Genomic DNA, 13,291 nt, shown 5'->3' with positions numbered 1-13,291 from the left:
TTCGCCGACGCCCTCCCGTCTCCAGCCTGGGCTGAGGACTAGAACTTGTACTTCACGCCCAGATAGTACTGGCGGCCGAAGTGCACATACTCTTCCGAGATCTGACGGACCGAGTCGTCCACCTTGCTGTCAAACTGGTCGGTCAGGTTGATACCTTCCAGGGTGATGGTGAAGTTCTTGAACTCGTAGCTGACCTGGGTGTCGACGTTCAGGGTCTTCTGCTTGATCCGAACGTCGTTGTTGTTGGTCGCCGAAGGGGCAACCTGGATCAGGTACGGGTCACGGTAGGAAGCCGAGACGCGTGCCTTGAAGCCCGCCTTCTCGTAATAGAGCGTGCCGTTATAGGCTTCCGGCGACAGGTTCAGCAGGGGCTGGGTGACCATCACCGCCGGGGTCAGCTGCACCCGGGGAGTGCCGCCGAAGGTCGGGTTGGAGATCACGTACTCGATGTCACTCTTGACGCGCGTGTAGTTCACGATGCCGCCAAAGCCGTCAAACGGTGCCGGCAGGAAGGTGAACGGACGCTGCAGGCTGATCTCGTAACCCTTCAGCTTGCCGCCCTTGGTATTCTGCTGCGAGGTCACCGTGAACAGGGTGTCCGGCGTATTGCCGTTGGTCAGCAGATTGTTGGGAAGACCGGTTTCCGAATAGGGAACCGCGACCGCCGTGGTCTGGATGAAGGACTTGATGTCCTTCTGGAACAGGCCCAGCGAGAACAGGGTTTCCCGATCCGGATACCACTCGAAGCCGAGGTCGAGGTTGTTGGCCAACATCGGGTTCAGGTTCGGGTTGCCACGGGTCAGGGTCTGGGCCGACTGGCTGTTGGCCGTGAAACCCGGGGTCAGGTTCTGCAACTGCGGACGCGTCATGACCTTGGCGGCCGCGAAGCGCACGAAGAAGTTCTCCATCGGCTGGGCCGAAAGGTTCATCGACGGCAGGGTGTTGGTGTAGCTGCGCGACGTGGTCTGGAACGCATCGGTCGGAACCGTTTGCGAGAGCGTACCGACCGGCGTCACGGTGGCCACCGTGGTGCTGCCGGTGTTGTAGTGACCCAGGGCGTTCTGCTCGGTCTTGACCCAGCGCACGCCGATATTGCCGCGGACCGGGATAGAGCCGATGTCGCGGTCGAAGTCGCCCTGCAGGTAGTAGGACGTGTCCTTCTCGGCGATTTCCCGCAGCGCGCCCAGTTGGTTCAGCGTGCTGAGGCGGAAGTCGCCGTTATTGTTGATGCAGTTGCAGTCATAGCCAAGAACGGTCTTCAGCTTGTCGAGGTCCGGCGCAATCCAGGACGTCGGCGTGCCGGCCGGCATGTCGAGGCCGCGACCGAAGCCGGTGATCAGGCGTGAAACGTCAGCCACCGTAACGCCGGCCGGCAGCGGGAATGCCGCTTCAGCGACGAAGCCGGTGCCGCCCGGGATCACGCGCGAGAAGTTGCGCTTTTCCCAGGAGTTGAAGCCGTATTCCTTGAACGTCGCACCAGTACGAACCTTGAGCCAGTCGGCGACCTGATAGTCGAAGTCAAACCGGAAGGTCTTGAAGGTGTTGACCGCCTTGCTGGGACGCATGCGCAGCAGCGACGGATCACCGAGAGCCGAGCTGTTGCTGTACTGGTAGTTGGCCGGGTTGGTCGGATCGAAGCCATAGTTGAACGACGGCAGACGCGGGTCGTTCGAATAGTCGTAGCTGTAGCCGTCGCTGTTATAGCGTTCGAACGAGAAGGTGGTCTGGACCGGGTTGTTCTGGATCGAACGGGCCTGACCATAGGTCACGACCAGCTTGCCCTTGTCACCGATCTTGGTGTCGTAGGTCAGGACGTTCTGGAAGAACTCGGTGTTCAGGTCGTCGTGGCGATACTCCACGCGGGCATCGACGTCATCGAACGTGCCCTTGATCAGGTGACCCTTGGCGTCCGCCGTGAAGTTGACGACGTCGGTTTGGGGCAGGCCCTGGCCACTGCGGCTGAACGAGATGATTTCCAGATAGGTCTCGTCGCGGTCGTTGGTGAAGTCCGCGAACAGGGTATCCAGGGTCAGGGTCGAGTTGTCGGTCGGACGCCATTGCAGCGAACCGGTCACGCCCAGACGCTTCTGATTGTACTCGAGCCGGCCGTAGCGCGGAATCCGCGGGTGCCAGAGGTTGTTGGCGGTACCGGTGGCCGCTGTCACGGTCGGATTGGTACCGCCCGTAACGGTGCCGATCTGGCCGCAGGTCAGGGCCGGGCCACTGACCGGGTTATAGGCCGTGCCCGTGCAGGGGAAGGCGGTCGAGGAATTGAAGCGGACACTGGGGTTTTCCCAGCGGCCGGTCGAGGAGCCTTCTTCAAGCGTACTGCGCTTGGCATAGGCCACCGACAGCAGGGCACCGAACTTGCCGTCGTTCCAAGTGTTGCTGATCAGGAAGGTGTAGCGCGGGTCACTGTTTCGCGACAGGTCGTTCCAGCCGTACTTGGCCCCTGCGCTCATCGTGAACTTGTTGAAGTCGAACGGACGGGCCGCTTGCAGATCGATGATCGCGCCCAGCGAGCCTTCTTCATTGGCCGCCGAGGTCGACTTGCGGACGGTGACGCTGTTGAACAGTTCCGAGGCGAAGATGCTGAAGTCGAACTGACGGCTGCGGTTGGCGCCGCCGGAGCCGTCCTTGCCGCCCGTGGTGGCCAGGGCTTCCAGGCCGTTGAGGCGCACGACGGTGAAGTCGGCGTTCAGACCCCGCACCGTGATGGTGCGGCCTTCGCCGCCGTCACGGTCGATCGAGACACCGGGGATGCGCTGCAGGGATTCTGCCAGGTTCAGGTCGGGGAAGTCGGCGATATCGGTCGCCTTGATGACGTCGACCATGTCGTTTTCGCGGCGCTTCGTGTCGAGCGCATTGGCAAGGCTGGCACGGAAGCCGGTGACGACGATCTCCTCAACCGCGGCATCGTCTGCCTGGGCCGGTGCCGTCTGGGCTGTAGCGGTGCCGGCCAGGGTCATGGCCATGGCCAGGGCACCCATCGAGACGCCAAGCTTCAGGACGTCGAGGCGCCCCGCAGAATTCTTAGACATGTATCCTCCTCCCGTTCGACGGAAACGGCGCTGAACGCCGCCCGGCTTCGAATTGGATCGCGCTTCCTTCCCGCGCGGTCCGTTCTTGGCCGTCTGTGTTTTTGACACCGGTGTCAGACTTGGACGCACAAATGTCCCTGGGGCTGACACCGGTGGCAAAGGGGTAACAAACCGTTGTTCTGGCGACAAGACGAGATTGTCGCGATGGGCTGGAGATGTCGTTTGCGTGGCTTTTGCGACACATCGTTGCAGAACCCGCAGCCCAGCCTGCTGCGCGCGGCGAGGTACAGGAGGCTGAAAGATCGTCCCGCTCGCGTCGTTTCTGATCGCTAGGCAGCCGCGATCGGGACGGTCAGGACCCTAGCGGTGGCTGACCCTATAGAGACCGTCGATCATGGCCTGACGGTCGGCGGCCGGCAGTTCGGCACCGACCGAACGCAGCAGCCGCAGGGCGTCCAGATGCACGTCGATGGCGTTCCAGCGCCAGGCACCGACTTCGGCGCAATGGTCAGCAACGCCGGCGAGCGACACCGCAGCCTGATCCACGCCGGCGTCGGACACGAAAGTGCTGACGTCAATCAGGCGCATGGTCAGCCTGTAGAGGTCCTCGAAGCGTTCGGCCTGCCGGTTGCTGGCCGACGCGCCGAAACGGAGTTCGATTTCCGCCAGGGTTTCGTCCAGGACGACGAGCGAGGCCTCGCGCAGCCCTTCGACCCCCTCCTCGGCGGCGATGATCGCGTCCCTGACCAACATTCCGCCCTTGGTCTTGATCAGCTTGGCGAGACGATTGGTAGGGTGAAACTTGCGAGCGACGGTCATATCTGCACCTTCGCGACCTTCATCAGACTATTGATTTCGTCTTGGGACATGTTGGCTTCCTGGGCGTCACCGACCTCGGCAGGCAGGTCGTCGCGTCGCCGGCCATCCATCCCGATGGGCGGCCCTTCATACTTGAACCGTCGGTCGGGCCCGACGAAGGTCTCGCACTCGATAAAGGCCCGCTCTTCTCGCGCCACCCAGAAGATCCGCTCCAGCAGGACCTTCGGCGTGATCGGCTTGGCCACCGTGAAATTTGCGCCGGCATCGCGGGTGCGGAGGATGTCCGTGGTGCGGGTGTGGCCCGTCACCAGGATGACCGGGACATAGCGATTGGTTTCCTGGGCCTCTCGACGAAGCCAGTTGATGAACTCGATCCCGTCAACGTCCGGCATCTGGACGTCGCTGATGATCAGATCAAAGGTCTTGGTGCCGACAAGGGTCTGGGCTTCCTTGACCGACTCCGCCCGAAACAGCTGCTTGACGCCGAACCCGGACACGACCTGGGAAAGGATATCGAGCGACGGCCCGTTGTCATCGAGCACGAGAACCGTGGCGCGCTCCAGATTGATCCGGGTCGAAGGCTGGAGAACGTCCATGGACGGCTCCTAGAAGAAGTCGAGCTCGCCCGCCTCGACGCCCTGGGCCGCCGGCTCGTCGACAGCGCGAAGACGCACCACCAGATCCGCCAGGCCCAGACCTTCGAGAAGGGGTTCGATCGATATGCTCCATTCGCCGGAGGCATGCTGGCCAATACGCTGCAGCACATCCGAAAGGCCATGTAGTCGCTGGGTCAGCTCGTCCAGGGCCTGAAGCCTGGAGATGCTTTCCAGGGCTGCGCCGCCCTTGGCCAGGTCGCCGGCGATGTGCTCGCAGTCGCGACAGACCGCCGCCGCCGACATCAGCTCGGCCGCAAGGCGGCGCGAGAGCTCGCCCACCGGTGTCAGAGACTCCGATGGGTCGATCATGGATGTCAGATGCGGCTTTGGGGTCATACGGGTCAGAACAGCTCCAGATCGCCGCCAGACGAGGCCGGCATGGGTGCCGGAGCGGGGCGCCGGACGTCCTGCGGCGCGTTGTCGACCGCCACCAGACGCTGCCGAACACGGCCCGAGGCCGGCCAGAACTCCACGCGACGGGCCGAGACACCCCCCGTGCTCGAAGACACGATCGGTATGCCTTCGTCGCGCAGGAAGCGTTCGGCGAAGGCGGCATTGCTGGCCCCGACGTCCGAAAGGCCGTCAAACAGCTTTCCGCCACCGAAGATCTTGGCTTCCATCCGCTCGCGCCGGGCACCGCGCTTCAGGAGACCATTGATCAACAGCTCCATGGCATAGGCACCATAGCGCACGGCGTCGCCATCCTTGCGACCGTCGCCAGCGTCAGGCAGCAGGAAGTGGTTCATGCCGCCAATGCCCGCTTGCGGATCGCGGATACAGGCGGCGATGCAGGATCCGAGCACCGTGGTCATCACCACATTGGGGTCTGATGACACGTGGCTTTCGCCTTGCGTCACGTGGACCTTGATGGCCCGTTCCAGATCATCAGATGGTGCAAACGTCATGTGAGCTGCCCGAAGACCTGTTCGATCTTCTCCTTGAGGCCCTGAACGGTGAACGGCTTCACGCAGTAGTTGTTGACGCCGAACTGCACGGCCCTCTGCACCAGTTCACGGTCGGCCCGGCCCGTCAGCATGACAAAGGCTGTCTGCCGAATGGGGGGGTGCGAGCGAACGGCGCGGAGCAATGCCAACCCGTCCATCTTGGGCATGTTGAAATCTGAAATGACCAGGTTTGCCGGCTTGGCCAGGAGGTTCTTCAGAGCCTCCTCACCATCGGGTGCCTCACGGATGTCCTTGAACCCGATTTGCTGAAGCGCATTGCGGATCAGGGCCCGCATGGTCAGCTGGTCATCGACGACGAGAACGGAAATGGAGCTTGCTTGGGGCATGGGTTCATCGCCTCGCGGAGGCCAGATCGAGGATAGATTGGCCCATGGAGGACAGGGAAACCTGCTTCTCCACGGCACCGATTTCAAAGGCCGCGCGGGGCATGCCGTAAACGACACAGCTCTGCTCGTCCTGTCCGAGGGTCTTGGCACCGGCCTTGCGCAGGGCCAGTAGCCCCTGGGCACCGTCGCGGCCCATGCCGGTCAGGATCGCGCCCACCGCCTTGTCGCCGACGGCCTTGGCCACCGAGTTGAAAAGGACGTCCACCGATGGACGGTGGCCGCTGACCGGATCCGCTGGGACCAGACGGCAGCGCAGTCCACCCGAACGCACCACTTCCAGATGCGCGGCACCGCCTGGAGCGACATAGACCTTGCCCGGCTCGAGCAGGGCGCCTTCGGAGGCCTCCTGGACCCGGGCGCCGCTGGCGCGGTCCAAACGCGCCGCGAAGCTGGCCGTAAAGGTCGCCGGCATGTGCTGGGTGATGACCGTCGGAGGACAGGTGTCCGGGAACATCGTCAGGATCGCCAGGAGCGCCTCGACACCACCGGTGGAGGAGCCGATGGCCACGATGTCGCCGGACGGCATGTAGCTCTTGGTCCGCACCGCCGCCGGTGCGGCATCGGCCTTGGTCCGCACTGAAGCGCGGGCCGCGGTCTTCACCTTCACGACGATCTCGTTCAGCGCATCCTGGGTACCCAGGGCGTCGGCCGGCTTGGCGACGCAATCGATGGCACCCAATTCCAGAGCTCGGAGGGTCATCTCCGCCCCGGCCTGGGTCAGGGTCGAGACCATCACCACCGGCATGGGCCGGAGGCGCATGATCTTCTCGAGGAACTCGATGCCGTTCATGTTCGGCATCTCGATATCGAGCGTGACGACATCGGGATTGAGGGCCTTGATCATGCCCCGGGCCTCGAAGGGATCGCCGGCGGCGCCGCAGACCTCGATGTCCGGATCCCGGTTGAGGGCTGCTGTGATCAGGCTCCGCATGGTGGCGGAGTCGTCAACGACGAGAACGCGAATCTTGGCCATCAGCGACCTCCCACCTTGCGATAGGCCGTGAGCCCAGCGCTTTCAAAGGCGGTGATCGAGGACCCTACCCGTTCTGAGTGTCCGACATAGAGCTTGCCACCCGGCACCAGAAGCGGCGCGAAGCGGTTCCACACACGCTCCTGGGTCGGCTCGTCGAAATAAATCACGACATTGCGGCAGAAGATCGCGTCGAACGGTCCCTTCATCGGCCAGCTGGGGCCATTGAGGTTCAGCTCGCGGAAGGCCACCAGGCTGCGCGCAGCTTCGCACACGCGCCAGGCCCGTCGATCACTCGCGTCCCGCTCGAAATACTGGTTGCGGGCATTGGCCGGAATGCCTTCCAGCAGGCTCTCGTCATAGACGGCGGCGCGGCCGGTCGCCAGGACGTTGGTATCGATGTCCGTTCCCAAGATGCGGATGTCCAGGTCGGCGGCATTGGGCCACACCGACAGGACCGTAAAGGCCATCGAATAGGGCTCCTGGCCGGACGAGCTGGCGGCTGACCACAGGCGCAGGCGTCCGCCGGAGCGGACCTTGTCGGCCATCGGCTCCAGGATATTGGCGCGCAGGTCATCAAAATGGTGCGGCTCGCGGAAGAAGCGGGTGACATTGGTGGTCAGGGCCCGCAGCATTTCCTGCTGCTCGTCGATGCTGCTCTCGAGCGCCACGAAGTTGCAGTATTCCGTGAAGGTCTTCATCCCCAGGGCGCGGAGCCGCTTGGCCAGGCGCGAATAGACCAGGGTCGCCTTGGTTTCAGGCAGGCTGATCCCGGCCTGCCCGTAGAGCAGGGCGGCGATCTTCTTGAAATCCTGATTGGTGAACGCGAACTCGCCATCGACGATGGCCTCGCGACGTTCTGCTGTTGAGGCTGGGGTCATCAGGCGGCCAGGGCCTCGCGTTCGGGGAGGATACGGTCGAGGGAAATTTCGCTGATCATGCGATCTTCGATCGAAATGATGCCACGAACGAAGCTGCGAACAGTGTCGCAAGCCACGTCCGGGGTGGGCTGAACCATGTCGTCATTGATCGAGAGGATGTCCGACACCGCATCGACCAGCAGGCCGACGGTTCGATCACCCGCCTGAACGACAATGAACACGCTGCGGACGTTCGGCTCGACCATGGGCATGCCCAGCCGAGCGGCCAGGTCCATGATCGGCAGGACAGCCCCGCGCAGATTGATCACGCCCCGCATATAGCCGGGGGTCTGGGGCAGCGCCGTCGCTGGGCTCCAGCCACGGATCTCGCGCACAGCCATGATGTTGACGCAGTATTCCTGGTCGCCGACCCGGAAGGAGATCAGTTCCCGGCGTTCCGTACTCGCGACGGTAGTTGGGTCGAACATGACTTACTCCGCGGCTATGAGTGTGGGTTCGACGGGACGGGGCGATTCACGGCGGCGAAGATTGATCACGGCATCGACGTCGAGGATGAGGGCCACGCGGCCATCGCCCAGGATCGTCGCGGCAGCGACACCTTCGACCTGCTGGTAGTTCTGCTCCAGGGACTTGATCACGACCTGACGCTGGCCATGGATGGCATCGGCGACCAGGGCGGCGCGCGAGCCGTCCTCGCCCTCGACCAGCAGCACCACGCCTTCGGTCGGCGACGGCGAGGTGGTGCGATAGCCCAGGGTCAGGCCGACATCGATCAGCGGCACGAAGCTGTCGCGAACGGCCAGCACGGAGCCGACAGGGCCCAGAGGGCGTACCTCTTCCGGCTTCGGACGCAGGCTCTCGACGATCGCGGCGAGCGGAACGACCAGGGTTTCTCCCGCCACATCGACCACCATGCCGTCGAGCACGGCGAGCGTGAGAGGCAGGCTGAGGGTGAAGGTCGAGCCCAGACCGGGTCGCGAGGCAATCGAGATGCGGCCGCCCAGCGCCTGGACCGAGCGCTTGACCACGTCCATGCCGACGCCGCGGCCGGACACGTCGGAGATCTTGTCGGCCGTCGAGAAGCCCGGCAGGAAGATCAGGTTGTCGATCTCCTCGTCCGTCAACTGAAGGTCGGGCGAAATCAGGCCCTTCTTGACGGCGATCGACAGTACGCGTTCGCGGTTGATGCCCTTGCCGTCGTCCTGGACCTCGATGACGATCCGGCCGCTGCGATGCAGGGCGGCGAGGCGCACAACGCCTTCTGGATTCTTGCCGGCCGCCTTGCGTTCCTCAGGGCTTTCCAGCCCGTGGTCGATGGCGTTGCGCAGCATGTGGGTGATCGGGTCAGACAGACGCTCGATGACCGTCTTGTCGACCTCGGTGTTTTCACCGTCCATGACCAGACGGGCCTGCTTGCCCGTCATGTTGGCGACTTCACGCACCAGACGCGGCATGCGCTGGAACACCGATTTCACCGGCTGGGCGCGGATGGCCATCACGCTGTCCTGGATCTCTCGCGTGAGCTGTTCCAGCTCATCCAGACCCATGGCCAGATTGGAAGACGGGGCGATGCCGTACTCGCCGACGCGTTGCGCCAGCATGGCCTGGTTGATGACCAGTTCGCCGACCAGGTCGATCAGGCGGTCGATCCGCTCGGGATCGACACGAATGACCGACTGGCCCGGACCGGGGACGTCAACCTGGGTGGCCTTGACCGGCGCGGCGGCAGGCGCAGCCGCCACGGCAGCAGCAGCCGGCGCGGCCTGAACAGGCGGAGCTGCTTCGGTGGGTGCCTCGACCGGTGCCGGCGCGACTTCAGCCACGGGGGGCATTTCGGCCGGCGGCGGCGCAGGCGCTGCAGCCGGTGGATCAATGGCGTTCAGCAGGTTCGCAAGAGCAGCCTCAACCGGCGCCTCGCCGCGAACGATTTCAAGATCGCAGTCGCCATCCACGAATTCGAAGACTTCGCGAATCGCCTCTTCGCCATGGTCGGTCTCGACGCGGACGCTCCAGGTCACATAGGCGGCTTCGACATCGAGGAACTCGAGTGGCGGCAGCGCGCTCTCGTCCATGGTCGCCACGATCGGGCCCAGCCGGCTCAGCTCGCGCAGGAGCAGTGCGGTTTCATTGGCCTTGCGATAGAGGTCCGACTTGGGCCGGATCGACACCGTCCAGATATGGGACGGGATCAGTTCGGCATCGGCCGCCTGCTCGTCGACCGTAATGGTCATCGGCTGGAAGTCGAAGCCCAGGTCATCGTCGTCCAGGTCATCGGACGTCGCCGCAGGAGCCGGGGTCGGCGCCGCAGCAGCAACGGTCGCGGCGACGGTTTCGACCGCCTCGGCCACCGGCGCAGCCGGCGCAGGTGCGGCAGAGGGATCGGTCCAGGTCTTCAGTTCGGCGGCCATCGCGGCTGAAGCCGCCATGTCGACATCCCCAAGGCCGCGCGCCGCACTGACATGGTCGGCCAGCACGTCGGACGCGCGAAGCATGACCGCAGCCAGCTCAACTGTATTTGGAACTTCATTGGACCGAACGGCGTCGAGAAGGGTCTCGAACACGTGCGCGAAACGCACCAGCGGCTCGAGGCCGAAGGCACCGGCGCCGCCCTTGATCGAATGCACAGCCCGGAAGACAGCATTGACGGTCTCAATGTCGCCAATGCCCTCCTGCATGGCCAGGAGCCCGCCTTCGAGGTCGGCGAGCAGTTCCTCGCATTCCTGAAAGAAGGTGACCTTGATGGCCTCTAGCTCGTCCATTCCGGCAGTTCCTTAGAGAGTTCCAGACGTCGAATTGCCTTGGAGATCAGGCCGCGACGCGGCGGATGGCCTCGACCAGCTTCTCAGGATTGAACGGCTTGACGATCCAGCCCGTCGCGCCGGCTTCACGAGCCCGCTGCTTCTTGGTCGGATCGCTTTCCGTAGTCAGCACCAGGATCGGGATGCCGCGATAGTCGTCATCGACGCGAACCGCCTCGATGAAACCAAAGCCGTCCAGCTTGGGCATGTTGATGTCGGTGATGATGACGTCGGGGCGGTGGGCGGAAAGTACCTCCAGCCCATGCTCGCCATCGACGGCCTCGACAACATTAAAGCCCGCGCCGACCAGGGCCATGCGCAGCATGTCCCTCATCGTGCGAGAATCGTCGACCGTGAGAATCGTGCGCGTCACGATTGGACTCCATGGATTTCCGCCGAAAGGAGCGCCCCATCGGCGCCGAAAAGACGGGTGGTTTCTACAAAGGCCTCCGAAGGCCCCGTAATCGAGAAGGGTTTGCCGTCCTCAGCCCAGGCCTTGCGGGCCGCGAGCAGAATCTGGAGACAGAGACCGCCGAGGCGGCGGACCTGGTCAGCGTGGACCTCGAGGGCTTCGCCCCGATGCGCCATGAACGCGGACTTCAGCGGGCCGGCGGCCTTCAGATCGAGCGTTTCAGGCAGCGCGAGAGCGGCCATCAGAATTCCTCCCATCCATCGGACGCCGGAGCGGCCGCGGTAGCTGCGCCGCCACGCGCGGGCCGGGTGAAGGTGCCCAGACGGGCCCTTTGCTCGGCGACCGGGTTGCGGGCCGGTGCGTGTTGAACCGGATCAGCGGCCATCGGGCGCGATTGAATGCCCTGGCCAGCTCCCACCCGGAACCGGCCCATCAGACGAGCCAGCTCGTTGGTTTCACCCTTCAGGGAGTGCGTCGCTGCGGTCGACTGCTCGACCATGGCGGCGTTCTGCTGGGTGACCTGATCCATCTGGTTCACGGCCGTATTCACTTCGTTCAGACCGGTGGCCTGTTCGGCGGCGGACGCCGCAATCTCGGTCACCAGGGCGTCGATCTCGCCAACCTTCACGACAATGCGCTGCAGGGCCTCGCCGGTCTGTCCGACCAGGTTCACGCCCTGGCTGACCTGCTGGGTCGAGGACGAAATCAGGGTCTTGATCTCCTTGGCCGCTTCGGCGGACCGCTGGGCCAGGGCGCGAACTTCCTGGGCGACGACGGCGAAGCCGCGACCCGCTTCGCCAGCGCGGGCGGCCTCGACCCCGGCATTCAGGGCCAGAAGATTGGTCTGGAACGCAATTTCGTCGATCACGCCGATGATCTGGCTGATCTGCTTGGACGAGTTCTCAATCTCGCCCATGGCCGAGACTGCTTGATGGACGACCTGACCGGAATGCGTCGCTTCGCCACGGGTGGTCGAGACAACGTCGGAGGCCTGGCGCGCGCCACTGGCGGTACGACGGACGGTCGCGGTCAGCTCGTCGAGCGCCGCTGCGGTTTCTTCCAGCGAGGCCGCCTGCTGTTCGGTGCGGCGCGAGAGGTCGTCCGAAGCATGGGCGATCTCGTCGGCACCGGTCCGCAGGCCGTCGGTCGAGGCGGCGATGACCTTCATCGTCTCCTGCAACGAGGCCATGGCACCGTTGAAGTCGTCCTTCAGCTTGTTGTACTCGCCGGGGAACTGGGCGTTGACGCGGAAGGTCAGATCGCCTGAGGCCAGTTTTTCCAGGCCCTCGGCCAGGTTGGTCACCACCAGGGCGCTGTCGCGGGCAGCCGCGGCGGCGGCCTCTTCCTTGGCCCGACGCTCGTCGGCGGTCAGGGCGGCGGATCTTTCCTGGTCGGCGCGCATCTGTTCCAGATGCAGCTGGTTGTCGCGGAACACCTTCAGCGAGCGGACAATGGCACCCAGCTCGTCGAGGCGGGTCATCTTCTCCAGATCGATGCCGTTGTCACCCTTGGACAGGCGCTCGGTCGCGCCGGCGATGTCGGCGATCGACTTGCGGACATTCATCACCGTCAGGAAGGCCAGGGCACCGACCGCGCCCAGGGTGATCAGCGAGAGAATGATGGTGATGCTGGTCGCGGCTGTGGCCTCGGCCTTGCGTTGATCAGCCTTGAGGGTGGCGCGGGCCTTGGCGTCATCGACGACCTTCTGCAGCTGGCTGGCCATCTTCACATACTGGTCTTCGAAGCTCCCGGCGAAGCTCATGGCCATGCCTACATCGACATCGACCATGCCGCTCACGGTATCAACGGCGCTCCGGCACTCGGCCAGGGCCTTGACCAGTGATTCGATCTTGGGGCGCTCGGAAGCGGGCAGACGCGCCGACAGGGCTTGCAGCTCCTTGCCCAGGGTATCGAATTCCGCCAGCAGCTTGGTAAGCCGGGGACCGGCGGCGGGGGCCATCGGATCGGCCTTCGAAGCCAGGATCTGATAGAGCGTGCCGTGGGCGTCGGTGATCCGGCGCGACAGCGACTGAATCTCGCTGTTGATGCGCATGTCCTGCTCGACCACCTGACGCAGGGCATCAGACTGGCTCTTTTGCACGACCACGGCACCGCCGGCCATCAGGGCCAGCATCAACAGGGCGAACGCCGGCGCAAAGCCGATTTTGACGATCAGTGGTAGGTCGACAAGCCGAAAGCTTTTCATCTCAAGGTCCCCTTCATGCAGCGGTCCGTGCCCACGGATCGCCAACAAGCCAGGTGATCATCACGATAGATTCCTAACAGACTCTGACCTTGGTTAAGAGAAACTGGAGATCAGGCACCAGAGCCCCTCCCTGAGGGACAATTGGTCGCAGGCTCGG

13 protein-coding genes are annotated in these 13,291 nt (G+C 64.0%); all 13 read right to left on the bottom strand.

Annotated elements, in window-relative coordinates; genetic code table 11:
• Window positions 1-38: 38 nt before the first annotated feature.
• Window positions 39-3,041, bottom strand: a complete 3,003-nt coding sequence (locus tag AQ619_RS02175) for a TonB-dependent receptor (RefSeq protein WP_062143632.1) — start codon at window positions 3,039-3,041, stop codon at window positions 39-41.
• Between the two features lie 360 nt (window positions 3,042-3,401).
• Complete coding sequence (locus tag AQ619_RS02170; RefSeq protein ID WP_062143629.1) at window positions 3,402-3,860, bottom strand: hypothetical protein; 459 nt, start codon at window positions 3,858-3,860, stop codon at window positions 3,402-3,404.
• On the bottom strand, window positions 3,857-4,456 hold the full coding sequence (locus tag AQ619_RS02165) for a response regulator (protein WP_062143627.1): 600 nt from the start codon (window positions 4,454-4,456) through the stop codon (window positions 3,857-3,859). The genes AQ619_RS02170 and AQ619_RS02165 overlap by 4 nt, the downstream gene beginning before the upstream one ends.
• Before the next feature lie 9 nt (window positions 4,457-4,465).
• Window positions 4,466-4,852 carry a hypothetical protein gene (locus AQ619_RS02160; protein WP_062143624.1) on the bottom strand — a complete coding sequence of 129 codons (387 nt, stop codon included), beginning with the start codon at window positions 4,850-4,852 and terminating at the stop codon, window positions 4,466-4,468.
• 5 nt (window positions 4,853-4,857) lie between these two features.
• Entirely contained in the window at window positions 4,858-5,421 is a 564-nt protein-coding gene (locus AQ619_RS02155; protein ID WP_062143621.1) for a chemotaxis protein CheD, read from the bottom strand.
• A complete protein-coding gene (locus AQ619_RS02150) occupies window positions 5,418-5,807 on the bottom strand; it encodes a response regulator (RefSeq protein ID WP_019847929.1) in 390 nt (129 codons plus the stop codon). Before AQ619_RS02150 ends, AQ619_RS02155 begins: the two co-directional genes overlap by 4 nt.
• 4 nt (window positions 5,808-5,811) lie before the next feature.
• Complete coding sequence (locus AQ619_RS02145; RefSeq protein ID WP_062143619.1) at window positions 5,812-6,840, bottom strand: protein-glutamate methylesterase/protein-glutamine glutaminase; 1,029 nt, start codon at window positions 6,838-6,840, stop codon at window positions 5,812-5,814.
• Window positions 6,840-7,718 carry a CheR family methyltransferase gene (locus tag AQ619_RS02140; RefSeq protein ID WP_062143616.1) on the bottom strand — a complete coding sequence of 293 codons (879 nt, stop codon included), beginning with the start codon at window positions 7,716-7,718 and terminating at the stop codon, window positions 6,840-6,842. Before AQ619_RS02140 ends, AQ619_RS02145 begins: the two co-directional genes overlap by 1 nt.
• The gene (locus AQ619_RS02135; protein WP_062143613.1) at window positions 7,718-8,185 is read right to left on the bottom strand and encodes a chemotaxis protein CheW; all 468 of its coding nucleotides are present in this window, start codon (window positions 8,183-8,185) and stop codon (window positions 7,718-7,720) included. Before AQ619_RS02135 ends, AQ619_RS02140 begins: the two co-directional genes overlap by 1 nt.
• A gap of 3 nt (window positions 8,186-8,188) precedes the next feature.
• Window positions 8,189-10,477, bottom strand: a complete 2,289-nt coding sequence (locus tag AQ619_RS02130; RefSeq protein ID WP_062143610.1) for a chemotaxis protein CheA — start codon at window positions 10,475-10,477, stop codon at window positions 8,189-8,191.
• 46 nt (window positions 10,478-10,523) lie between these two features.
• Window positions 10,524-10,889: a response regulator gene (locus tag AQ619_RS02125; protein ID WP_062143607.1), complete on the bottom strand. Its 366-nt coding sequence runs from the start codon at window positions 10,887-10,889 to the stop codon at window positions 10,524-10,526.
• Entirely contained in the window at window positions 10,886-11,173 is a 288-nt protein-coding gene (locus tag AQ619_RS02120) for an STAS domain-containing protein (RefSeq protein ID WP_166504310.1), read from the bottom strand. The genes AQ619_RS02125 and AQ619_RS02120 overlap by 4 nt, the downstream gene beginning before the upstream one ends.
• Window positions 11,170-13,182, bottom strand: coding sequence for a methyl-accepting chemotaxis protein (locus AQ619_RS02115; protein ID WP_166504119.1), 2,013 nt, complete (start codon window positions 13,180-13,182; stop codon window positions 11,170-11,172). The genes AQ619_RS02120 and AQ619_RS02115 overlap by 4 nt, the downstream gene beginning before the upstream one ends.
• Between the last annotated feature and the right edge of the window lie 109 nt (window positions 13,183-13,291).

The sequence above is a fragment of the Caulobacter henricii genome (genome assembly GCF_001414055.1).
Lineage (GTDB): Bacteria > Pseudomonadota > Alphaproteobacteria > Caulobacterales > Caulobacteraceae > Caulobacter > Caulobacter henricii.
This window is presented reverse-complemented; position numbering and strand designations above follow the sequence as displayed.

What these genes read in the sequence shown, in the direction of transcription:
- AQ619_RS02170 (WP_062143629.1), bottom strand. Translation starts at nt 3,860, where the DNA reads ATGACCGTCGCTCGCAAGTTTCACCCTACCAATCGTCTCGCCAAGCTG.
- AQ619_RS02155 (WP_062143621.1), bottom strand. Translation starts at nt 5,421, where the DNA reads ATGACGTTTGCACCATCTGATGATCTGGAACGGGCCATCAAGGTCCAC.
- AQ619_RS02165 (WP_062143627.1), bottom strand. Translation starts at nt 4,456, where the DNA reads ATGGACGTTCTCCAGCCTTCGACCCGGATCAATCTGGAGCGCGCCACG.
- AQ619_RS02140 (WP_062143616.1), bottom strand. Translation starts at nt 7,718, where the DNA reads ATGACCCCAGCCTCAACAGCAGAACGTCGCGAGGCCATCGTCGATGGC.
- AQ619_RS02150 (WP_019847929.1), bottom strand. Translation starts at nt 5,807, where the DNA reads ATGCCCCAAGCAAGCTCCATTTCCGTTCTCGTCGTCGATGACCAGCTG.
- AQ619_RS02130 (WP_062143610.1), bottom strand. Translation starts at nt 10,477, where the DNA reads ATGGACGAGCTAGAGGCCATCAAGGTCACCTTCTTTCAGGAATGCGAG.
- AQ619_RS02145 (WP_062143619.1), bottom strand. Translation starts at nt 6,840, where the DNA reads ATGGCCAAGATTCGCGTTCTCGTCGTTGACGACTCCGCCACCATGCGG.
- AQ619_RS02175 (WP_062143632.1), bottom strand. Translation starts at nt 3,041, where the DNA reads ATGTCTAAGAATTCTGCGGGGCGCCTCGACGTCCTGAAGCTTGGCGTC.
- AQ619_RS02160 (WP_062143624.1), bottom strand. Translation starts at nt 4,852, where the DNA reads ATGACCCCAAAGCCGCATCTGACATCCATGATCGACCCATCGGAGTCT.
- AQ619_RS02135 (WP_062143613.1), bottom strand. Translation starts at nt 8,185, where the DNA reads ATGTTCGACCCAACTACCGTCGCGAGTACGGAACGCCGGGAACTGATC.